Raw genomic sequence first — 21964 nt, forward strand, 5'->3', positions numbered from 1 at the left:
TGCCAGTCGGTGGTGGGCTGCTCGGGCTGCGGGTAGGGCCGAGAGGGTTGCGGCTCCCAGGACTGCTGCCGTGCCGAGTGCGGTGAGGAGGCCGGGGGAGGGGGACTGGGCGATTCCGGCGCCGATGCCGCTGGCGCTGCCCTGGGCGTCGATCAGCCGGCGGGCCAGGGGCAGGCCCAGCGTCGTGGCGGCCAGGACCGCGGCCAGGGCCGTGCAGCTCGTCGCTGTCACCGTGATCGCGGTGATCTGCCGCGGGGACATGCCGATCGCCTTGAGCGCCAGCAGGTCCCGCTCGCTCTCGCGGACGGTCCCGCCGATCGCGGTGAGCAGCTCGACGGCCCCGATGAGGGCGAGGACGGCCACCAGCCCGGCGACGACTCCGCGCAGCGGGGACAGCCCGTCGGCCGGGTTCGGCACGGCGTGCACGTCGAGGTGCCCACGGCCGGCCGTGGCCAGGTCGGCCGCGACCCGGTGCGGGTCGGCGCCCGCTTGCAGCCGCAGCTGGTAGAGGGTCGGGGCCAGCTGCGGATCGTTCTCGCGCAGGGTGTCCAGCGAGGTGGAGACGACCCGGCCGGCGTTCTCCGGTTCGATGCTGCGGCCCACGATGTGCAGGATCTGCGGCCGGTCGCCCACGGTCATCCGCACCCAGTCGCCGACACGCACGTCCAGCAGGTCGAGCAGCCCCTGCCCGGCCACGGCCTCGTCGGGCCCGCCGGCGCGACGGCCCTCGGCGAGCGCGTAGGGGTACGGGTCCTGACGGGTGCCTAGGCCCCGCAGGGCGATCGTGGCGGTCTGGCCGGGCACCAGGGCGGGCACCTCGACACCGGGGTAGGCGGCGGCGACCCGGTGGTCGGCGGTCATCAGCGCCCGGGCGTCCCCGTCGCTCATGGAGCCGTCGGTCCGGACGGTGAGCGCCGCAGGCAGCCCCATCCGCTCGGGGCTGCTGTGGAACCGGTCGATGGTGGTCCACGCGCTCAGCGCCACCACGATCAGCAGCAGCGGCAGCGCCAGCCGGGCCACCGTGGCCAGCGACCGGCGGCGCCCGGTGAACACCTTGTGGCAGCCCAGGACCAACGCGGGCGGCAGCCGCAGTCCGAGGGCGCGCCGGGCCACGCCGGTCAGCCGTCCGCCGGACTGGGGCGCGGGCCGCGGTACCGGCACCGGCGACACCCGCCCGGCCCGCCAGGCCGCGAGCCCGGTGGTCAGCCCGATGAACAGGACCGCGCCGACGGGCACCGCGAACAGGCCCACGGTCTGCCCCGGCAGCCCCTGCCACACCGCCACCGCGTCACCGAGCCGCCCGGGGACAAGGCGGCCCGGCCCCTGGATCAGCGCCCCCGCGGCCACGGCGCCGACGACGGCGTACGCGACGTGCTGGAGCAGGAAGATCCGTACGACCTGGCCGGGCGTGAGGCCGATCGCCTTGAGCACCGAGATGTCCCGCAGATGGCCCCGGATCCGGGTGCCGATCGCACCGTGCACCGCGAACCCGGCCGCGGCCAGCGCGCCGAGGCCGAACAGCCCCAGCACCTGGCCGAAGAGCCGGCTGTCGCCCTGGGCCTCGGCCCGCGCCTGCTGCCAGGTGGAGACCTCGCCGACCGCGCCGGAGCCCAGCACGGTGACCGCCCGCTGGACGGCGTAGTCCGTGTCGTCGGGGTCGGTCAGCCGCAGCCCGACGACCTGGACGCCCGGATCGCGCACGGCGCCGGGCGGCGCCCACACCAGCCCCGGCTGCTCGCCGGGGCGGTAGCGGGGCTCGGGGCTGTCGGCGATGCCCACGACGGTCAGCGTCCGGGCCGTGCCGGGCAGACTCAGCGTGTCTCCGGGCTCGGCCAGCAGGGCCCGGGCGAGCCGGCTCTCCAGCACCACCCCGCTCGGGTCCGAGGGCCGCAGCCAGTGGCCCGAGGTGAGCAGCGGGCGGTCCACGGTGAGCCGCTCGGGCGTGGAGCGCAGCTCCACGGAGGCGCGGGTGCCGCGCGAGGAGACGGTGACGGACTCCGTGGCATAGGGCCCGGCGACGGTCTCGACCCCGTCCAGCCGGGCCAGCCTGGCCGTGTCGGCGGACGTCGAGGCATGGATCCAGACGTGCGCGCCGCGAGCCTGGTTGAAGATCCGCTGCCAGGGGTTGGTCGCGTACCCGAACAGGGCCGTGGCCAGCAGCAGCGAGGCGACGATGCCGGCGGTGGCGAGCACCATGAACAGCGCCTCACCGCGGTGCGTGCGCAGATCGGAGTGCGCCCAGCGCAAGGTGGCCCGCACCGGCTCAGCCCCTCGGCCCGCGCCGGGCGGATCGGCTCGCCCGCGACATCTCGTCGTACACCGTCGTCAGTCCTTCAGCTCCAGCACACCCGAGATCCCGACACCCCGGGTCGGTGTGCCGTCCAGTGCGGCGTCGTCGGCGATCCGGCCGTCGAAGAAGCTGATCACCCGGTCCGCGGCGCTGGCCAGCCGGGCGTCATGGGTGACCAGCACGATGGTCTGGCCGCGCCCGTGGAAGCGCGACAGCAGCCGCATGACCTCACGGGTGCCCTTGCTGTCGAGGCTGCCCGCGGGCTCGTCCGCGAGCAGCAGCGGCGGATGGTTGACCAGCGCCCGGGCCAGCGCGACCCGCTGCTGCTCACCGCCGGACAGCTCACCCGGCATGCTGCGCTCCTTGCCCTCAAGGCCCAGCTCGGCCAGCAGTTCCTCGCGCTCGGCCCGGGCCCGCTTCGGGGCGACACCGGCCAGCAGGGCCGGCAGTTCGACGTTGTCGGCGACCGACAGGTTGGAGACCAGGTTGAAGAACTGGAAGACGATCCCGATGCGCTTCCTGCGCTCCACGGCCCAGCGCGCCTCGCTGTAGGCGTCGGTGCACTCGCCGTCCAGCCAGATGCTGCCGGCGTCCGGCCGCTGCAGCCCGCCGAGCAGATGCAGCAGCGTCGACTTCCCGGCGCCCGAGGGGCCCGTGACGGCCACGAACTCGCCGTGCGTCACGCGAAGATCGACGCCGCGCACGGCATGCGCGGGCGCGCCCTCGCCGTAGTGGGTCTTGACCAGGCCCTCGGCGCGCAGCACAGGAGCGGGGTGGTCGGGAGCGGGACGGTCGCTCACTCCATCTCCTCCAGTTCCTCCTGGCACCGCTCCAGCCAGTCGAGGTCGGCCTGCAGATGCAGCATGGCGCCCTCGATCAGCAGGTGGGCTATGCGGTTGTCCCGGCTCTCGGCCGCGGCCAGCTTCGACAGGTTGCGCATGGTGTTGAGGTACTGGCGCCGTTGCTTGTTGATGAGGGTGATCTGGTCGGCGAGACCGGTCTGCGGGGCGAGGGCGAGCTTCATGAAGAACTCGTCCCGGACCCGCGGCTCGTCCTCGGGCTCCTCGAACCAGACGCGCAGCGCCTCACGCCCGGCTTCGGTGAGGTGGTAGACCTTCTTGTTGGGCCGGCTGGACTGCTCGACGTCCTCGCCCTCGATCAGTCCCGACTTCTCGAGGCGGCCGAGGGTCACGTAGATCTGGCCGACGTTCGGCTGAGGGTACGCGGAGCCCAGCAGTTGCTCAAGGTCTTGCTTCAGCTCGTAGCCGTGGGCCGGGCCGCGTGCGAGGAGTGCCAGGAGGGCAAGGCGCACTCGTGCTGTCCTCCTGTCCGGTCAAATGTGCTCCAGGCCCTAGTATCGCCCATACCTAACAGGTATACATGGCCTCTGATTCGGGCGAGGCTGCCCGGTGCCGGGTGTGCAAGGAGGAACCTATGCGGTGGATCCACACCGCCGGTAGGGGTCTCCTCGTCCTCGCCGTGGTCCTGACCGGTTATGTCACCTCCGGCGCGCGGGCCGACGAGGGCGGCGGCGGTGGCCGCGGTCCGCTCACTCTGGCCACCGCGGGGGACCTCACCGGCTATCTCGCCCCGCTCCTCGACGGCTGGAACCGCACCCACCCCGCCGAGAAGGTCACACTCGTCGAGCTCCCGGACTCGGCCGACGAGACCCATGCGCAGATGACCACCGATCTGCGCGGCGGCGACCGCAGCCGCTTCGACGTCCTCAACATCGACGTCAACTGGACCTCCGAGTTCGCCGGGGCCGGCTGGATCCGCCCGCTGCCGCGCGACCGCTTCCCGCTGAAGACCTTCCTGCCGCCGGTCGTCGACACGGCCACCTACGACGGACAGCTGTACGCCGTGCCGTACGTCACCAACGCCGGACTGCTCCTGTACCGCAAGGACGTCCTGGCCAAGGAGGGTGTGCCGCCGCCGCGCACCTGGGCCGAGCTGGAGCGGGACGCGAAGACGATCGCGCCGAAGTACGGGCTCGACGGCTACGCGGGCCAGTTCCTGCCGTACGAGGGCCTCACCGTCAACGCGGCCGAGGCCGTGTATTCGGCGGGCGGCTCGATCCTCGGCGACGAGGGCGCCCGGGTCACCGTGAACTCCGCCGCGGCCCGCGAGGGCATCGGGTTCCTGGCGCGCGGGGTGCGCGAGGGCTGGATCCCGCGGCAGGCGCTGACATACAAGGAGGAGGAGTCCAGGCAGGCCTTCCAGGACGGCCGGCTGCTCTTCCTGCGCAACTGGCCCTATGCGTACGTCGCCGCCTCGGCCAAGGGCTCCAAGGTGGCCGGCGAGGTCGGCGCCGTACCGCTGCCGGGCCCGGACGGACCCGGCACGAGTGTCCTCGGTGGCTCCAACCTGGCCGTCAACACCCATGCGCGGCACCCCGACTCGGCCGCGCGCCTCATCGCGTATCTGACCGGTGAGCGCGTCCAGCGCCAGGTCCTCACGCGCGGCGCGCTGCCGCCGGTGCGCGCCTCGCTCTACGACGACCCCGAACTGGTCCGGCGGTTCCCCTATCTGCCGACCCTGCGCGCCGCCGTGCTCGCGGCCGCCCCGCGCCCCAAGAGCCCGCACTACGACCAGGTCAGCCTGGTGGTGCAGGCCGTCGTGCACGACGCGCTGACCGGGCACGAGACGCCTGCGGCGGCGGTACGGCGACTGGCCCGGGAGTTGGCGGACATCTCCAGCCGCTAGTTACGTGTTAGGTAACGCGGATATCTCATCTGTCGGGGAAGTGCCCCAATAAGTCCGTATTTATTGCCCCAACTGGGCAGTAGCCTCTGTTCTCTTCATTGACACCTCCGTGATACGCCTACCTAACATGCATGCATGTTGAGCAAGTACCGCTGCTGGTGGCGCGACGCAGTGATCTACCAGGTGTACGTCCGCAGCTTCCTGGACAGCACCGGCGACGGCATCGGCGACCTGGCCGGGGTCAGGGCCGGACTGCCGTACCTCAAGAAGCTCGGTGTCGACGGGATCTGGCTGAGCCCGTTCTACCCCTCGCCCCAGCACGACCACGGCTACGACGTCGCCGACTACTGCGGCGTCGACCCGCTCTTCGGCGACCTGGCCGAGTTCGACCTGCTGGTGACCGCCGCCCGGCGGCTCGGCATCAAGGTGCTCCTGGACATCGTCCCCAACCACTGCTCCAGCGAGCACCAGTGGTTCCGCGAGGCACTCGCCGCCGCCCCCGGCAGCCCGGCCCGCGCCCGGTTCCACTTCGCCGACGGCCGCGGCCCGGACGGCAGCGAGCCGCCCAACAACTGGCACGCCATGTTCGGCGGCCCGGCCTGGACCCGGGTCACCGAGGCGGACGGCCGCCCCGGCCAGTGGTACCTGCACATGTTCACGCCCGAACAGCCCGACTGGAACTGGCGCGAGCCCGAGGTCGCCGCCGAGTTCGACCGCGTCCTGCGCTTCTGGCTGGACCGGGGCGTCGACGGCTTCCGCATCGATGTCGCCGCCGGCCTCTACAAGCACCCCGAGCTGCCCGACTCCCCGGACCCCGAGGCCGACGCCCGCAGCCGCGACTCGGTCAACCCGCTCGCCTGGAACCAGCCCGAGGTGCACGACGTGTGGCGGCACTGGCGCGCGGTGTGCGAGGAGTACACGGCACACGACGGCCGCGAGCGGCTGCTGGTCGGCGAGGTCTCGGTCCCCACGGCCCGTGAACACGCCGAGTACGTCCGCCCGGACGAGCTCCACCAGGCCTTCTTCTTCGACCTGCTCGGCGCCCCCTGGAACGCCGACGCCTTCCGCAAGGTCATCTCCGAGGCCATGCAGGACATAGCCGGCACGGGCTCGACGGTCACCTGGGTCCTCAACAACCACGACCAGGTCCGCACCGTCACCCGCTACGGCGAACCCGCCACCGAAGGCAGCGGCCTCGGCGCCGCCCGCGCCCGCGCCGCCGCGCTGCTGATGCTGGCGCTGCCCGGAGCCGCGTACATCTACCAGGGCGAGGAACTGGGCCTGCCCGAGGTCGTCGACCTGCCCGACGACGTGCTCACCGACCCGATCTTCCGCCGCACCGGAAGCCGCGCCCGTATCCGTGACGGCTGCCGGGTGCCGCTGCCCTGGTCCGGGCAGGCCTCCCCGTTCGGCTTCACCTCCGGCGCCGAGAGCGCCAAGCCGTGGCTGCCGCAGCCGTCGTACTTCGCCGAGTACGCCACCGACCGCGCCCTCGCCGACACCCGCTCCTTCTGGCACCTGTACCGCGACGGACTCCAACTGCGCGCCGCACTGCCCCAGTTGGGAGAAGGCACCCTGCGCTGGCTGGACACCCCACCCGGCGTCCTCGCCTTCGTCCGCGGCGACGACCTCGTCTGCGCCGTCAACTTCGGTACGGCCCCCACCCCCGCGCCGGTCTCCGGCACACCCCTGCTGTCCAGCGGTCCCTGCCCGGCCGGGGTGCTCCCCGGCTCCACGGCCGCCTGGTGGATCAGCGACGGCACCGACCTCTGATCCCTCCCCGCTCCACCCTCGTCAGTTTCCCACCCCTGAAGGGACATCAACGATGATGCGACGACGTACCACCCTGCTCACCGGCTGCACCGCCCTCGTCCTCGGGCTCGGCGCGACCGCCTGCGGCGGCAGCGGCCCGGTCTCCGCGGGCGGCGGCGACAAGGCGCTCGACGGCCAGACCGTCACCGTGGCCGGCGTCTGGTCCGGCAGCGAGCAGAAGAACTTCCAGAAGGTGCTCGACGCGTTCGCCGCGAAGACGGGCGCCAAGACGCAGTTCGTGTCCACCGGTGACAACGTCTCCACCGTCGTGGGCAGCAAGATCGAGGGCGGCAACGCCCCCGACGTCGTGATGGTCCCGCAGGTCGGCGTGCTCCAGCAGTTCGCGAAGAAGGGCTGGCTGAAGCCGCTTTCGTCGACCACAGAAAAGACCGTCGACGCCGACTTCGCGCCCGTGTGGAAGAAGTACGGCAGCGTGGACGGCACCCTGTACGGCCTCTACTTCAAGGCCGCCCACAAGTCGACGGTCTGGTACAGCCCCGACGCGCTCACCCAGGCGGGTGTGAAGCCGCCGACGACCTACGCCGACATGCTGAAGGCCGGCCACACCGTCTCCGACTCCGGCCTCGCCGCCTTCTCCGTCGCCGGGCAGGATGGCTGGACGCTCACCGACTGGTTCGAGAACGTCTACCTGTCCCAGGCCGGACCCGAGAAGTACGACGCCCTCGCCGCCCACAAGCTGAAGTGGACCGACCCGAGCGTGGTCCAGGCGCTCACCACGCTCGGCAAGCTGTTCAAGGACAAGCAGCTGATCGCGGGCGGCCAGAAGGAGGCCCTCAACACCGACTTCCCCGGCTCGGTGGAGAAGGTGTTCGGGCCCAAGCCCGAGGCCGGCATGGTCTACGAGGGCGACTTCGTCGCCGGTGTGGCGCACGACCAGTTCAACAAGGAGATCGGCAAGGACGCGAACTTCTTCCCGTTCCCCGCGGTCGACGGCGGCACGGCGCCCGTGGTCAGCGGCGGTGACGCGGCCGTCGTACTGAAGGACGGCAAGAACGCCAAGGCCGGGATGAAGCTCCTGGAGTACCTCGCGAGCCCGGAGGCCGCGGCCGTCTGGGCGAAGGCCGGCGGCTTCCTGTCCCCGAACAAGAAGCTCGACCTCGCCTCCTACGGCGACGACGTCACCCGCGCGACCGCCAAGTCCCTGGTCGAGGCGGGCGATTCGGTCCGCTTCGACATGTCCGACCAGGCACCCGCGGTCTTCGGCGGCACCAAGGGCGCGGGCGAGTGGAAGCTCCTCCAGGACTTCCTGCGCGACCCGTCAAACCCGAAGGGCACCGCGGCGCAGCTGGAGTCCGCGGCGGCCAAGGCCTACCAGGACTGACCCTCGATGACCGCCACCACGCTCGTACACAAAGAGGCGAACCCGCCCGCCGCCGGTGCGACCCGCAGGCGCCGCACCCGGCGGCGGGGCCGGATCGTCGCCCTGCTCTTCGTCTTCCCCGCCCTGCTCCTGCTCGGCGCGCTGGTCGTCTACCCGGTGCTGTTCTCCGTCGGACGCAGCTTCTTCGACGCGTCCGGCAACCGGTTCGTCGGCGGCGACAACTACACCGAGATGTTCCGCGACCCGGCGACCGTCAAGGCCATCCGCAACACCGCCATCTGGGTCGTGGTCGCCCCGGCCCTGCTGACCGGCCTCGGCCTGATCCTGGCCGTCCTGGTGGAGAAGGTCCGCTGGGCCACCGCGTTCAAACTGCTGCTGTTCATGCCGATGGCGGTCTCCTTCCTCGCCGCCGGCATCATCTTCCGGCTCGCCTACGACGAGGACCCGAACAAGGGCGTCCTCAACGCCGCCGTGGTCTCGGTGCACGACGCCTTCCAGGGCACCTCGTCGTACCCGACGGCGCGGGCGCGCGACGGACAAGGACTCACCCGGGGCCAGGACGGCTCATACCTGACGGACGCCGCCCTGTCCCCGGGTGACTCGGTGGCCCTCGGGCTGGTCGGCGTGCTGCCCAAGGACCTGCCCGAGGGCGCGTCGCCCGCCCGTCCGGCGGCCTCGCACAAGGCGGCCCCCGGCGAGCTGCGCGGCGTCGTCTACCTGGACTTCACGCCCGGCGGGGGAGGGAAGCAGGGCAGGGTTGACCCGAAGGAGAGCGGGCTGCCCGGCGTGAAGGTAGAGGCGACACGCGACGGACGGTCCGTCGCGAGCACGACGACCGCGTCCGACGGCTCATTCCGATTCGCCGGGCTCGACGACGGCTCGTACTTGGTCAAGCTGCCGGCCTCAAACTTCGCGCCGCCCTACCAGGGCATCTCCTGGCTCGGGCCGGCACTCGTCACCCCGGCGATCATCGGGGCGTACCTGTGGATCTGGACCGGCTTCGCGATGGTCCTGATCGGTGCGGGTCTTGCGACCCTGCCACGGGACACGCTGGAGGCGGCCCGGATGGACGGTGCGAACGAGTGGCAGGTCTTCCGCCGCATCACGGTGCCGCTGCTCGCCCCCGTGCTGACGGTCGTGTTCGTGACCCTCGTCATCAACGTGATGAAGGTCTTCGACCTCGTCTACATCATCGCGCCCGGCCCGGTGCAGGAGGACGCCACGGTGCTCGCGACGCAGATGTGGCTGGTGTCCTTCGGCGGCGGCAACAACCAGGGTCTCGGCAGCGCGCTCGGTGTGCTGCTCCTGCTCCTGGTGATCCCCGCGATGGTCTTCAACGTCCGCCGTTTCCGAAGGAGTCAGCGATGAACGCGATCAGGCGCGGCCTGGGCAACGGCCTGGTCCAGGCGTTCCTCGTGGTGATCGGCCTGGTCTGGCTGACGCCGCTGGCGGGGCTGTTCGTCTCCTCGATGCGGTCGGCGCAGGACACGGCCAAGGGCGGCTGGTGGACGACCCTGACGAGCCCCGGGCAGCTGTCCTTCGACAACTACTCGGCGCTGCTGAAGAACTCCGGTATGACACAGGCGTTCTGGAACACCGTGCTGATCTCGGTGCCGGCCACGACCCTGGTCGTCGTCATCGCCGCGCTCGCCGGATACGCCTTCGCCTGGCTGGACTTCCCCGGCCGCGAGCCGCTCTTCCTGCTGGTGGTGGCCCTGTTGGTGGTGCCGGTCCAGATCGGCCTGCTGCCGGTCGCCAAACTCTTCGGACAGCTGGGCCTGTTCGGCACGATCCCCGGCGTCGTGCTCTTCCACGTCGCCTACGGCCTCCCCTTCGCGGTGTTCCTGCTGCGCAACTACTTCGCCGAGATGCCGAAGGAGATGCTGGAGGCGGCTCGCATGGACGGCGGCAGCGAATGGCGCATCTTCACCCGTCTGGTGCTGCCGGTGGGCCGCCCGGCCATCGCCAGCCTCGCCATCTTCCAGTTCCTGTGGGTCTGGAACGACATGCTGGTGGCCCTGCTCTTCGCCGACAGCTCCTCACAGCCGCTGACGGTGCAACTCCAGTCGCAGATCCGCCAGTTCGGCAGCAACATCGACGTCCTGGCACCCGGGGCGTTCCTGTCCCTGATCGTGCCGGTGGTCGTGTTCTTCGCGTTCCAGCGGCACTTTGTGCAGGGGGTGATGGCGGGGTCGGTGAAGTAGTTTCCTCGCCCCCGCCGCCCTTACCCGTTCCCATCCCCAGGGGCTCCGCCCCTTCGACCCCGCCAGGGGGCTCCGCCCCCTGGACCCTCGATCGGCCTGAACGGCCTCGTCCTCAATCGCCGGACAGGCTGAGATACGGCCGGAGCTCCCTGGGGCGGTTGCCGGGAACTACGGTGACGCCGGTGGATACAGCGAGCGTGGCAGCTGGGCGGCCGCCGCCGCGTCCAGGAGCCACAGGGTGCGTCGGCGGCCGTACGCGCCGGCGGCCGGGGCCTGGATCTCGCCCGCGCCCGACAGGGCGATCGCCACGGCGTTCGCCTTGTCCTCGCCGGCTGCCAGGAGCCACACCTCACGCGCCGACCGGATCGCCGGAAGGGTGAAGGTGACTCGGGTCGGCGGAGGCTTGGGAGCGCCGTGGACGCCGACCACCGTGCGCTCCGTCTCCCGTACCGCGGGCAGTTCCGGGAAGAGCGAGGCCACATGCGTGTCGGGGCCGACGCCGAGGAGCAGGACGTCGAAGGTCGGCACGAGCCCGTGGTTCTCCGGACCGGCCGCGCGGGCCAGCTCCTCCGCGTGACCGGCCGCGGCCGCGTCCACGTCGGCGCCGTACGGACCGTCCGACGCGGGCATGGGGTGCACGCGCTTCGGGTCCAGCGGTACGGTGTCCAGGAGCGCCTCTCGGGCCTGGGTGACGTTGCGCTCCGGATCGCCCTCCGGGAGGAAGCGCTCGTCGCCCCACCAGATGTCCAGGCGGCCCCAGTCGATGGCGTCCCGGGCGGGGGCGGCCGCCAGGGCGGCCAGCAGCCCGTTGCCGTTGCGGCCGCCGGTGAGCACCACGGACGCGGAGCCGCGCGAGGACTGCGCGTCCACGATCTTGGTGATCAGCCGGGCCGCGGCGGCCTGCGCCATCAGATCCTTGTCGTGGTGCACGACCAGCTGCGGGGTGCTCACTTCGCCGCCTTCTTCGCGGGAGCCGAAGCCTGAGCCGCCGCCGCAGCAGCAGCCGTTGCCTTCTTGGCGGCCGTCTTCTTCGCGGGCGCCGCGGCGGCCTCCTCGGCGGGAGACTCGGCGGGCGTCTGCCCGGGCACCCCGGGCACCCCGGTCAGCCGGTCCACGCCGTAGCGCAGTGCCGAGGCGTAGGTGTCGTCCGGGTCGAGCCGGCGCAACTCCTCCGCGATCAGCTCGGCCGTCTCACGCCGCTTGAGCGCCACCGCACGGTCGGGCTGGCCCTCGATGGACAGCGTGGCCAGCGAGCCGTCCGCGCGGTCCAGGGCGATCGGGCCCTGGCTGGTGTCCATACGGACCGCGGTGAGACCGGGGCCGGACGACAGCGACCGCTTGACGGGCACGTTCAGCCGGTCGGCCAGCCACATCGCGAGCAGCTCGCAGCTCGGGTTGAACTCCTCGCCCTCCACCTCGACGGCCTTCACCTCGCACAGGACCTGGTCCAGGGCCGCCGCCAGCATCGAGCGCCAGGGCGTGATGCGGGTCCAGGACAGATCCGTGTCGCCGGGCGTGTACGCGTCGGCACGGGCGGACAGCTCCCGTACCGGCTGCTCGGCCGCGTAGGTGTCGGTGACCCGGCGCTGGGCCAGGGCGCCCAGCGGGTCCTTGGCCGGGTCCAGCGGGGCGTTCACCGGCCACCAGACGACGACCGGGGCGTCCGGCAGCAGCAGCGGCAGGACGACCGAGTCGGCGTGGTCGGACACCTCGCCGTACAGCCGCAGCACCACCGTCTCGCCGGTGCCCGCGTCCGCGCCCACCCGCACCTCGGCGTCCAGCCGGGACGACGTACGGTCGCGGGGGGAGCGGGAGACGCGCCTGATGACCACCAGCGTGCGCGAGGGGTGCTCGCGCGAGGCGTCGTTGGCGGCCTTGAGGGCGTCGTAGGCGTTCTCCTCGTCGGTGACGATGACGAGGGTCAGGACCATGCCCACGGCCGGGGTGCCGATGGCGCGGCGGCCATGCACCAGCGCCTTGTTGATCTTGCTGGCCGTGGTGTCCGTGAGGTCGATCTTCATGGCCGGCGCCAGCTCCGTCCGTCTCGTGCGAGCATCTCGTCGGCCTCCGCGGGACCCCACGTGCCCGACGGGTACTGCGCGGGCCTGCCGTGCTTGTCCCAGTACTCCTCGATCGGGTCGAGGATCTTCCAGGAAAGCTCGACCTCCTCCGTGCGCGGGAAGAGGTTGGCGTCGCCGAGCAGCACGTCCAGGATGAGGCGCTCGTACGCCTCCGGGCTGGACTCCGTGAACGACTCGCCGTAGGCGAAGTCCATGGACACGTCCCGGATCTCCATGGAGGTGCCCGGCACCTTGGAGCCGAAGCGGACCGTGATGCCCTCGTCGGGCTGGACGCGGATGACGACCGCGTTCTGCCCGAGCTCCTCCGTCGCCGTGTGGTCGAAGGGGGAGTGCGGGGCCCGCTGGAAGACGACCGCGATCTCGGTGACCCGGCGGCCGAGGCGCTTGCCGGTGCGCAGATAGAAGGGGACGCCCGCCCAGCGGCGGTTGTCCACCCCCAGCTTGATCGCGGCGTAGGTGTCGGTCTTCGACTTGCCGTCGATGCCCTCTTCCTGCAGATAGCCGATGACCTTCTCGCCGCCCTGCCAGCCCGCCGCGTACTGCCCGCGGACGGTGCTGCGGCCCAGGTCCTTCGGCAGCCGTACCGCGCCGAGCACCTTGGTCTTCTCCGCGGCCAGCGCGTCGGCGTCGAAGGAGGCGGGCTCCTCCATGGCGGTCAGTGCCATCAGCTGGAGCAGATGGTTCTGGATGACGTCACGGGCGGCGCCGATGCCGTCGTAGTAGCCGGCGCGGCCGCCGATGCCGATGTCCTCGGCCATGGTGATCTGCACATGGTCCACGAAGGACCGGTTCCAGATCGGCTCGAACATGGTGTTGGCGAAGCGCAGCGCCAGGATGTTCTGGACGGTCTCCTTGCCGAGGTAGTGGTCGATCCGGAACACCTGATCCGGCTCGAACACCTCGTGCACGACCTTGTTGAGCGCCTCGGCCGACTTCAGGTCGTGGCCGAAGGGCTTCTCGATGACGGCGCGCCGCCAGGAACCGCCCTCCTGGTCGGCCAGGCCGTGCTTCTTCAGCTGCTGGATGACCACCGGGAAGGAGCGCGGCGGCACGGACAGATAGAAGGCGAAGTTGCCGCCCGTGCCCTGTGCCTTGTCCAGCTCGTCGATGGTGGCGCGCAGCCGCTCGAACGCGTCGTCGTCGTCGAAGGTGCCCTGGACGAAGCGCATCCCCTGGATGAGCTGCTGCCAGACCTCCTCGCGGAACGGCGTGCGGGCGTGCTCCTTGACGGCGTCGTGGACCTCCTGCGCGAAGTCCTCGTTCGCCCACTCGCGGCGGGCGAACCCGACCAGCGAGAAACCCGGCGGAAGCAGACCACGGTTCGCGAGGTCGTACACGGCGGGCATCAGCTTTTTACGTGACAAATCGCCGGTGACGCCGAAAATGACCAGGCCCGACGGCCCCGCGATACGCGGGAGCCGTCGGTCTGCGGGGTCACGCAGCGGGTTGCTGCTCGACAAGGTTTCAGCCCTCCGAGGGGGCGAGGCGCTCCAGTACGGCCTCGGTCGACTTCAGCAGGTCGTTCCAGGACGCCGCGAACTTCTCGACGCCCTCGTCCTCCAGGACCTGGACCACGTCGTCGTAGGAGATCCCGAGCTTCTCCAGCGCGTCGAGCTCGGCGCGGGCCTGCTCGTAGGTGCCGCTGACGGCGTCGCCGCGGATCTCGCCGTGGTCGGCGACCGCGTCCAGGGTGGCCTCCGGCATGGTGTTGACCGTGTTCGGCGCCACCAGGTCGTCGACGTACAGGGTGTCCTTGTACGCCGGGTCCTTGACACCGGTCGAGGCCCACAGCGGACGCTGCTTGTTCGCGCCCGCGTTCTCCAGCGCGTTCCAGCGGTCGGAGGAGAAGACCTCCTCGTACGCCTCGTAGGCGAGGCGCGCGTTGGCGACGGCGGCCTTGCCGCGCAGCGCCTTGGCCTCGGGGGTGCCCAGCGCGTCCAGACGCTTGTCGATCTCGGTGTCCACACGGGACACGAAGAAGGACGCCACGGAACGGATCAGCGAGAGGTCGAGACCGCGCTCCTTCGCCTTCTCCAGACCGGCGAGGTAGGCGTCCATGACCTCGCGGTAGCGCTCCAGCGAGAAGATCAGCGTCACGTTGACGCTGATGCCCAGGCCGATGACCTCGGTGATCGCCGGCAGACCCGCCTTGGTGGCCGGGATCTTGATGAGCGTGTTGGGGCGGTCGACCAGCCAGGCCAGCTGCTTGGCCTCGGCGACCGTCGCCTTCGTGTTGTGCGCCAGACGCGGGTCGACCTCGATCGACACACGGCCGTCCTGACCCTCGGTGGCGTCGAAGACGGGACGCAGGATGTCGGCGGCGTCTCGGACGTCCGCCGTGGTGATCATGCGGATGGCCTCGTCGACGGTCACCTTGCGGGCGGCGAGGTCCGCGACCTGCTGCTCGTAGCCGTCGCCCGAGGAGATCGCCTTCTGGAAGATCGTCGGGTTGGTGGTGACGCCCACGACGTGCTGCTCGTCGATCAGCTCGGCGAGGTTGCCGGACGTGATCCGCTTGCGCGACAGGTCGTCCAGCCAGATCGCGACGCCTTCGTCGGAGAGGCGCTTGAGTGCGTCTGTCATGGAATTACATCTCCTACGTGTCGTATATGAGCGTCAGCGCTGGGCGGCGGCGAGGGATTCCCGGGCCTTGGCGGCCACGTTCTCGGCAGTGAAGCCGAACTCCCGGAAGAGGACCTTGCCGTCGGCGGAAGCACCGAAGTGCTCCAGGGAAACGATGCGGCCGGCGTCCCCGACGTACTTGTGCCAGGTGAGGCCGATGCCCGCCTCGACCGAGACACGCGCCCGCACGGACGGCGGAAGCACCGAGTCCCGGTACCCCTGGTCCTGCTCCTCGAACCACTCCACCGACGGCATGGACACCACGCGCGTGGGCACCCCGTCGGCCTGAAGCTGCTCGCGCGCCTCGACGGCCACGTGCACCTCGGAACCGGTGGCGATCAGGATGACCTGCGGCTCGCCGCCCTCGGCCTCGAACAGGACATAACCACCGCGCGCGGCGTCGTCGTTGGGCTCGTACACCGGCACGCCCTGACGGGTCAGCGCGAGGCCGTGCGGGGCGCCCTTGCCGAACTCCTTGGTGTAGCGGCCGAGGATCTCGCGCCAGGCGATCGCGGTCTCGTTGGCGTCCGCCGGGCGGACGATGTTCAGACCGGGGATGGCGCGCAGCGAGGCCAGGTGCTCGACCGGCTGGTGGGTCGGGCCGTCCTCGCCGAGGCCGATGGAGTCGTGGGTCCACACGAACGTCACCGGCAGGTGCATCAGGGCCGACAGACGCACCGCGTTGCGCATGTAGTCGGAGAAGACGAGGAAGGTACCGCCGTAGATGCGGGTGTTGCCGTGCAGGGCGATGCCGTTCATCTCCGCGCCCATGGAGTGCTCGCGGATGCCGAAGTGGATCGTGCGGCCGTACGGGTTCGCCTCCGGCAGCGGGTTGTCCGCCGGCAGGAACGAGCTGTCCTTGTCGATGGTCGTGTTGTTCGACCCGGCGAGGTCGGCGGAGCCGCCCCACAGCTCGGGGATCACCGCGCCGAGCGCCTGCAGCACCTTGCCGGAGGCGGCGCGGGTCGCGATGCCCTTGCCCGGCTCGAAGACCGGGAGCTTCTCCTCCCAGCCGGTGGGCAGTTCGCCCTTGCTGATGCGGTCGAACTCGGCGGCACGCTCGGCGTTGCCGTCGCGCCAGAGCTGGAAGGACTTCTCCCACTCGGCCTTCGCCTGGGCACCCCGGTCGAGGGCCTGGCGGGTGTGGCCGATGACCTCGTCGGAGACCTCGAAGGTCTGCTCCGGGTCGAAGCCGAGGACGCGCTTGGTGGCCGCGACCTCGTCGTCGCCGAGCGCCGAGCCGTGGGCGGCCTCGGTGTTCTGCGCGTGCGGGGCGGGCCAGGCGATGATCGAGCGCATGGCGATGAAGGACGGCTTGTCCGTGACCTTCTTCGCGGCCTCGATCGCGTTGTAGATGGCGTGCGGGTCCAGGTCGCCGTCCGGCTTCGGGGCGATGCGCTGCACGTGCCAGCCGTACGCCTCGTACCGCTTGACGGTGTCCTCGGACACGGCCGTCTCGGTGTCGCCCTCGATCGAGATGTGGTTGTCGTCCCACAGCAGGATCAGATTGCCGAGCTCCTGGTGGCCGGCCAGCGAGGACGCCTCGGCGGAGATGCCCTCCTGGAGGCAGCCGTCACCCGCGATGACGTACACGAAGTGGTCGAAGGGGGACTCACCCTGCGGGGCGTCCGGGTCGAACAGACCGCGCTCGTAACGGGCGGCCATCGCCATGCCCACCGCGTTGGCGACACCCTGGCCGAGCGGGCCGGTCGTCGTCTCGACGCCCTTGGTGTGCCCGTACTCCGGGTGGCCCGGGGTCTTCGAGCCCCAGGTGCGGAAGGACTTCAGGTCGTCCAGCTCCAGGCCGAAGCCGGCCAGGTAGAGCTGCGTGTAGAGGGTCAGGGACGAGTGGCCGGCGGACAGCACGAAACGGTCGCGCCCGACCCACTCGGGATCGGCCGGGTCGTGCCGCATCACCTTCTGGAAGAGGGTGTAGGCGGCCGGAGCCAGGCTCATCGCCGTACCGGGATGGCCGTTGCCGACCTTCTGTACGGCGTCTGCGGCCAGGACGCGGGCGGTGTCCACGGCCCGCTGGTCCAGCTCGGTCCACTCGAGGTCTGTGGTGGTCGGCTTGGTGCTCACCCTGAGTCAGGGCTCCTCTCCACAAGTCGGTCGCCGGTCTTCCGGGCGCGCGCCCACCGGCTGCCGGTGCACTGGGTGCCCACCGGCCTTTGCTGAGCCTACCCCCGTGAAGACGTGCATTTTTTCGAGCCATTCCAGACTGCCGGGCCTTACGGGGATCCGCCTCCCGGCCATTCCGGATCGCATTCGGCACATGAATACGGAGCCGCTCATCTGACTGCTCAATCGAGCCTCAGTACGACCGATGAGCAGGGCCCTGAGCAGCAGGTGAACGACCCCTGCCAACACGACCCCACCCCCGCGAAGGACGAGGTATGGGCAACGTCTACAGTGGCGTGGTACGCGCGAGCCCTTTACCCGGACTTCACACGGGAGGCTCGCTGGGATGTCTCTGTCAGGGGTGTGCGTGACGGCCGTCGAATCCCGTCCAGCGGGGGTGCTCGGTGCGAGCCAGAGCCCGAGCCACCGGCCGTTCGGGGCCCGTGCGAAGGCTTTCGTGGCGCTGACCAAGCCGCGGATCATCGAACTGCTGCTGATCACCACCGTTCCGGTGATGTTCCTCGCGCAGCAGGGCGTGCCGGATCTCGGCCTGGTGCTGATCACGTGCATCGGCGGCTACCTCTCCGCGGGCGGCGCCAACGCGCTGAACATGTACATCGACCGTGACATCGACGCGGTCATGGACCGTACGTCGCAGCGTCCGCTGGTGACCGGCGTGGTGAGCCCGCGCGAGTGCCTCGCCTTCGGCATCACACTGGCCGTCGTCTCGACGCTGCTGTTCGGGTTCGCGGTCAACTGGCTGTCCGCCTGGCTGTCGCTCGGAGCGCTCCTCTTCTACGTCGTCGTCTACACGATGATCCTCAAACGGCGTACGTCGCAGAACATCGTGTGGGGCGGCATCGCCGGCTGCATGCCGGTGCTGATCGGCTGGTCGTCCGTCACCAACTCCATGTCGTGGGCGCCGGTCGTCCTCTTCCTGGTGATGTTCTTCTGGACGCCGCCGCACTACTGGCCGCTGTCGATGAAGGTGAAGGACGACTACGCGCGCGCGGGGGTGCCGATGCTGCCGGTCATCGCCTCCAACAAGGTCGTCGCCCGGCAGATCGTGATCTATAGCTGGGTGATGGTGGCCGTCTCGCTGACGCTGACCCCGCTCGGCTACACCGGCTGGTTCTACCTGCTGGTCGCGCTGGTCGCGGGCGGCTGGTGGCTCTGGGAGGCGCACGCCCTGCAGAACCGCGCGAAGGCCGAGGTGACGGGCGTGAAGCTGAAGGAGATGCGGCTGTTCCACTGGTCCATCACCTATGTGTCGCTGCTGTTCGTCGCGGTGGCGGTGGACCCCTTCCTGCGGTAACCCCTCCGAGATTTCCCTGACGGGCGATGGGGGTCCCCCCTGGTCGAGCGAAGTCGAGAGCTTGGGGGAGCGTGGTCAAGGCCACGCACCCCGCCCGTCGCCGTTTGATCTACCCGTCGGTAGCATCCTGACCATGGCAGACACGCAGCAGGTTGACTCGAAGGCCGAGCGCAAGGTGGCGCGGCTCGCGCAGCGGATCAGTGCCTTCTCCAAGGCGCACGGCGGTGCCGAGGGCCAGGTGGCCTACATCGGTGAGCGCGGCGCCCGGATCGTGCTCGTCGGCGAGGACGGCGGCTGGGGCGACCTGGTGGCGCCCTCGTACGAGATCGCCGAGAAGGCCGTGCAGAAGTCCGGGATCACCGTCCACGAGGCGTTCGACGGCGAGTTCGCCGCCAAGGTGAAGACGGGCCCCTACGAGTGGAAGCGGATGGCCGGAATCCAGCTCGGCGGTCCGAGCAACGACTGAAGCTCCGCAACACCCGGAGCTTCGAGCAACACCTGACACCCGGTTCACCCGTTAGGACCTTCGAGAGGACGAGGTCCAGTCACACGGGGAGCCCGGATGATCGCAACACCGTCCCTGGTGGACCAGTACTGCCACGGCGTACTGAGGACGGAGCTGGGACTCGGCACGTTCGAGGCCCAGCTCGCCCGCACCGAGGGGCCGCCCGCCCCCGGTACCACGCTGTTCGACACCCAGACGGGCTTCGCCGTACGCCGCTGGTGCCCCCCGCTGCTCGGCCTGGAGCCGCACTGTCCGCCCGCCCGCTATCTCGCCCGGCGCCGTGAACTGGGCGTCGCGGAGGTGGGCCGACGGCTGCTGCGCGGCAGCGGGATCACGACCTATCTGGTCGACACGGGGCTGCCCGGCGACCTCACCGGCCCCGCCGAGATGGCCTCCGCCGGTGACGCCGAGGCACGCGAGATCGTGCGCCTGGAACTCCTCGCCGAACAGGTCGCCGACACCTCCGGGACCGTCGAGTCGTTCCTCACCAACCTCGCCGAGTCGGTGCACGGGGCCGCCGCGAACGCCGTCGCCTTCACCTCCGTCGCGGGGGTACGGCACGGGCTCGCGCTGGCGCCCGAGCCGCCCGGGCCGGGGGAGGTGCGCGGAGCCGCTGGCCGCTGGCTGGCGGGGCGCCGGGTCGGCGGCGAGCTGAGCGACCCGGTCCTGCTCAGACATCTGCTGTGGATCGCGGTCGCCTCGGGGCTGCCGCTCCAGCTGCACGCCGGTCTCGCGGAGCCGGGGGCGCGCATCGACCGTACGGACCCGGTGCTGCTCACGGACTTCGTGCGGGCCACCGCGGGCCTGGGCACGGACGTGGTCCTGCTGCACGGCTACCCGTACCACCGCCACGCCGCCCACCTCGCCGGAGTCTTTCCGCATGTGTTCGCCGACTCGGGCGCCGCGCTCGTCCGTACCGGCGCCCGCGCGGCGACGATCCTCGCCGAGATCCTGGAACTGGCCCCGTTCGGCAAGATCCTCTTCTCCAGTGGAGCGCACGGCCTGCCGGAACTGCACGTGGTGGGCGCGCGGTTGTTCCGGGAGGCGCTGGGCCGGGTGCTGGGTGGCTGGGTCGCCGAGGGTGCCTGGTCGCTGACGGACGCTCAGCGCGTGGCCCACCTGGTCGCGGCCGGAAATGCCCGGCGGGTGTACGGGTTGGACTGAGCTGTACAGACTGGGCGCATGCAGACCGACGCCTTACTCGACCGGTTCCTCACGAGCCTCGCGCCGCTCGCTCCCGTCGCCGTCTGGGCACACGGTTCCCTCGCCGGGGGCGACTACCAGGAGGGCCGCAGCGACCTGGACCTCATCGCGGTGCTGGAGCGCCCCCGACCCTGAGCACCGTACGCAAGGTCGTCACCCTGCACCGCGCCCTGCGCGTCGAGCCGCTCGCGGCCAAGCTGCACTGCAGCTACGCGAGTACGGACAGGCTCGACGACACCGGCCACAAGCATCCGACCTGGGCGCACGACCATGTCCTGCGGCGCACGGTCACCCCGGTCACCCGGCGCGAGCTGTACGCCTTCGGCCGGGTGCTGCACGGACGGCCGCCGGCCGGCCTGCTGCCACCCGTGTCCGACCGGGAGCTGAGCGACTTCGTCGTGCGCGACCAGCGGGAGTACTGGCGGCCCGCCGTCGACAGGGCACGACTGTGGAAGCAGGACATCTGGGTCGACCTGGGACTGGTGACCTTCGCCCGCGCGACCGTCACCCTGCGCGAGGGCCGGCTGATCTCCAAGCGGGAGTCCCTCGATCTGCTGCCCGGCCTCGGCGCGCCGACCGAGGTGGTCGAGGACATCAGGCGCCGCAGATACGCGGACCCGCTGCCCCCGACCCCGGAGTGGACGGCCCGCCGGAGCGAGCTGACCCGGAGCTACCTGGGAGCGGCCATCGACGCACTCGTGACGGCGTACGGATGACCCATGACGGCGTACGGACGACTCACGCGCGCGTGCCGATCGGCGCCTCTGCCGTGGGGCCGGGCAGGTCCGCCGTCATGTCGGGACGCTCCCGCAGCGACAGCAGTACGCGCAGCACCCAGATCCACATCACGGACGAGCCCAGCATGTGCAGGGCGACCAGGGCCTCGGGCAGATGCATGAAGTACTGGACATAGCCGAGCGCGCCCTGGGCCAGCAGCACGACGAACAGCTCCCGGGTCCGGTCCAGCGGACCCTTGGGCGCGTCCACCGCCTTCAGGACGAACCACAGCGCGAAGGTCAGCGTCACCACGATCCACGCGAGCACCGCGTGCAGCTTGGCGACCGTCTCCCAGTCGATCGGGATCCGGTCGACCTCGCTGGAGTCACCCGCGTGCGGGCCGGCCCCGGTGACCACCGTGCCGACGGCGATGAGCAGGACGGACGCGGCGACCAGGAACCACACCAGCTGCTGGACCGCCTTGCCGACCAGCGGACGCGGCGCCCCGTCACCCTCACGGGTGCGCTGCCACATCACCGTGGCGACGGCCATGAGCGCCGACGAGAGCAGGAAGTGGGCCGCGACCGTGTACGGGTTGAGGCCGACCAGGACCACGATCCCGCCGAGCACCGCGTTGCCCATGACCACCCAGAACTGGGCCCACCCGAGCCGGGTCAGGCTGCGCCGCCACGGCTTCTGCGAGCGCGCGGCGATGATCGCCCAGCCGACGGCCGCGCACAGCACGTACGTCAGCATGCGGTTGCCGAACTCGATGGCTCCGTGGACGCCCATCGCACCGGTGGTGGTCAGCGAGTCGTCGGTGCAGGTGGGCCAGGTCGGGCAGCCCAGGCCCGAGCCGGTCAGCCGTACGGCACCGCCGGTGACCACGATGATCACCCCCATGACGAGAGCGGCGAGGGCCGCCCGCTGGACCGTACGGGGGTGCGGGGTCCAGCGTTCGGCGATGAAGGCGAGCGGGTTGCGCAGGGCCGCCTGGACGTCGGCGCGGGTCAGCTTTGGCACGGGCACCATCGTAGGCGCCCGCT

At 70.9% G+C, this 21964-nt stretch carries 17 protein-coding genes and 1 pseudogene; 9 read left to right on the forward strand and 9 right to left on the reverse strand.

Annotated features, from left to right (window positions below; genetic code table 11):
* From ACFY1J_RS09345 to ACFY1J_RS09355, 3 genes are all read right to left on the reverse strand, one after another.
* A partial coding sequence (locus tag ACFY1J_RS09345; RefSeq protein ID WP_390730969.1) for an FtsX-like permease family protein occupies positions 1-2259 on the reverse strand: 2259 nt, incomplete at its 3' end.
* A gap of 66 nt (positions 2260-2325) precedes the next feature.
* Positions 2326-3090, reverse strand: coding sequence for an ABC transporter ATP-binding protein (locus ACFY1J_RS09350; RefSeq protein WP_390708995.1), 765 nt, complete (start codon positions 3088-3090; stop codon positions 2326-2328).
* Entirely contained in the window at positions 3087-3602 is a 516-nt protein-coding gene (locus ACFY1J_RS09355) for a PadR family transcriptional regulator (protein ID WP_263207428.1), read from the reverse strand. The genes ACFY1J_RS09350 and ACFY1J_RS09355 overlap by 4 nt, the downstream gene beginning before the upstream one ends.
* A gap of 122 nt (positions 3603-3724) precedes the next feature.
* Here ACFY1J_RS09355 and ACFY1J_RS09360 point away from each other — a divergent pair, with 122 nt between their 5' ends.
* The 5 genes from ACFY1J_RS09360 to ACFY1J_RS09380 all read left to right on the forward strand — a co-directional run bounded on the left by ACFY1J_RS09360 (position 3725) and on the right by ACFY1J_RS09380 (position 10354).
* Positions 3725-4996: an ABC transporter substrate-binding protein gene (locus tag ACFY1J_RS09360; RefSeq protein ID WP_390711423.1), complete on the forward strand. Its 1272-nt coding sequence runs from the start codon at positions 3725-3727 to the stop codon at positions 4994-4996.
* Positions 4997-5131: 135 nt separating this feature from the next.
* Positions 5132-6769, forward strand: coding sequence for a glycoside hydrolase family 13 protein (locus ACFY1J_RS09365; protein WP_390711422.1), 1638 nt, complete (start codon positions 5132-5134; stop codon positions 6767-6769).
* Positions 6770-6821: 52 nt separating this feature from the next.
* Complete coding sequence (locus ACFY1J_RS09370; RefSeq protein ID WP_390730970.1) at positions 6822-8150, forward strand: ABC transporter substrate-binding protein; 1329 nt, start codon at positions 6822-6824, stop codon at positions 8148-8150.
* 6 nt (positions 8151-8156) lie between these two features.
* Complete coding sequence (locus ACFY1J_RS09375) at positions 8157-9518, forward strand: ABC transporter permease subunit (RefSeq protein WP_390711420.1); 1362 nt, start codon at positions 8157-8159, stop codon at positions 9516-9518.
* A complete protein-coding gene (locus ACFY1J_RS09380) occupies positions 9515-10354 on the forward strand; it encodes a carbohydrate ABC transporter permease (RefSeq protein WP_390711419.1) in 840 nt (279 codons plus the stop codon). Before ACFY1J_RS09375 ends, ACFY1J_RS09380 begins: the two co-directional genes overlap by 4 nt.
* Before the next feature lie 168 nt (positions 10355-10522).
* Here the strand turns inward: ACFY1J_RS09380 and pgl are convergent, their stop codons facing one another.
* From pgl to tkt, 5 genes are read right to left on the reverse strand one after another with little or no spacing between them, the layout of a single operon-like run.
* Positions 10523-11305 carry a 6-phosphogluconolactonase gene (pgl, locus tag ACFY1J_RS09385; protein WP_390730971.1) on the reverse strand — a complete coding sequence of 261 codons (783 nt, stop codon included), beginning with the start codon at positions 11303-11305 and terminating at the stop codon, positions 10523-10525.
* Entirely contained in the window at positions 11302-12375 is a 1074-nt protein-coding gene (gene opcA / locus ACFY1J_RS09390) for a glucose-6-phosphate dehydrogenase assembly protein OpcA (RefSeq protein WP_390711418.1), read from the reverse strand. The genes pgl and opcA overlap by 4 nt, the downstream gene beginning before the upstream one ends.
* Positions 12372-13895, reverse strand: a complete 1524-nt coding sequence (gene zwf, locus ACFY1J_RS09395; RefSeq protein ID WP_390711417.1) for a glucose-6-phosphate dehydrogenase — start codon at positions 13893-13895, stop codon at positions 12372-12374. The genes opcA and zwf overlap by 4 nt, the downstream gene beginning before the upstream one ends.
* Positions 13896-13899: 4 nt before the next feature.
* The gene (gene tal / locus ACFY1J_RS09400; protein ID WP_390711416.1) at positions 13900-15018 is read right to left on the reverse strand and encodes a transaldolase; all 1119 of its coding nucleotides are present in this window, start codon (positions 15016-15018) and stop codon (positions 13900-13902) included.
* A gap of 33 nt (positions 15019-15051) precedes the next feature.
* On the reverse strand, positions 15052-17139 hold the full coding sequence (gene tkt, locus ACFY1J_RS09405) for a transketolase (RefSeq protein WP_390711415.1): 2088 nt from the start codon (positions 17137-17139) through the stop codon (positions 15052-15054).
* A gap of 385 nt (positions 17140-17524) precedes the next feature.
* Between tkt and ACFY1J_RS09410 the strand changes: the two genes are divergently transcribed.
* From ACFY1J_RS09410 to ACFY1J_RS09425, 4 genes and pseudogenes are all read left to right on the forward strand, one after another.
* Positions 17525-18493, forward strand: a complete 969-nt coding sequence (locus tag ACFY1J_RS09410) for a heme o synthase (protein WP_390711414.1) — start codon at positions 17525-17527, stop codon at positions 18491-18493.
* 133 nt (positions 18494-18626) lie between these two features.
* A complete protein-coding gene (locus ACFY1J_RS09415) occupies positions 18627-18959 on the forward strand; it encodes a hypothetical protein (RefSeq protein WP_390711413.1) in 333 nt (110 codons plus the stop codon).
* A gap of 96 nt (positions 18960-19055) precedes the next feature.
* Complete coding sequence (locus ACFY1J_RS09420; RefSeq protein WP_390711412.1) at positions 19056-20162, forward strand: amidohydrolase family protein; 1107 nt, start codon at positions 19056-19058, stop codon at positions 20160-20162.
* A gap of 18 nt (positions 20163-20180) precedes the next feature.
* Positions 20181-20917 (forward strand): annotated as a pseudogene (locus tag ACFY1J_RS09425) (nucleotidyltransferase).
* 22 nt (positions 20918-20939) lie between these two features.
* Here the strand turns inward: ACFY1J_RS09425 and ACFY1J_RS09430 are convergent.
* Positions 20940-21950 carry a heme A synthase gene (locus tag ACFY1J_RS09430; protein ID WP_390711410.1) on the reverse strand — a complete coding sequence of 337 codons (1011 nt, stop codon included), beginning with the start codon at positions 21948-21950 and terminating at the stop codon, positions 20940-20942.
* Positions 21951-21964: the final 14 nt, after the last annotated feature.

It is taken from the genome of Streptomyces sp. NPDC001406 (assembly GCF_042895285.1).
Classification (GTDB): domain Bacteria; phylum Actinomycetota; class Actinomycetes; order Streptomycetales; family Streptomycetaceae; genus Streptomyces.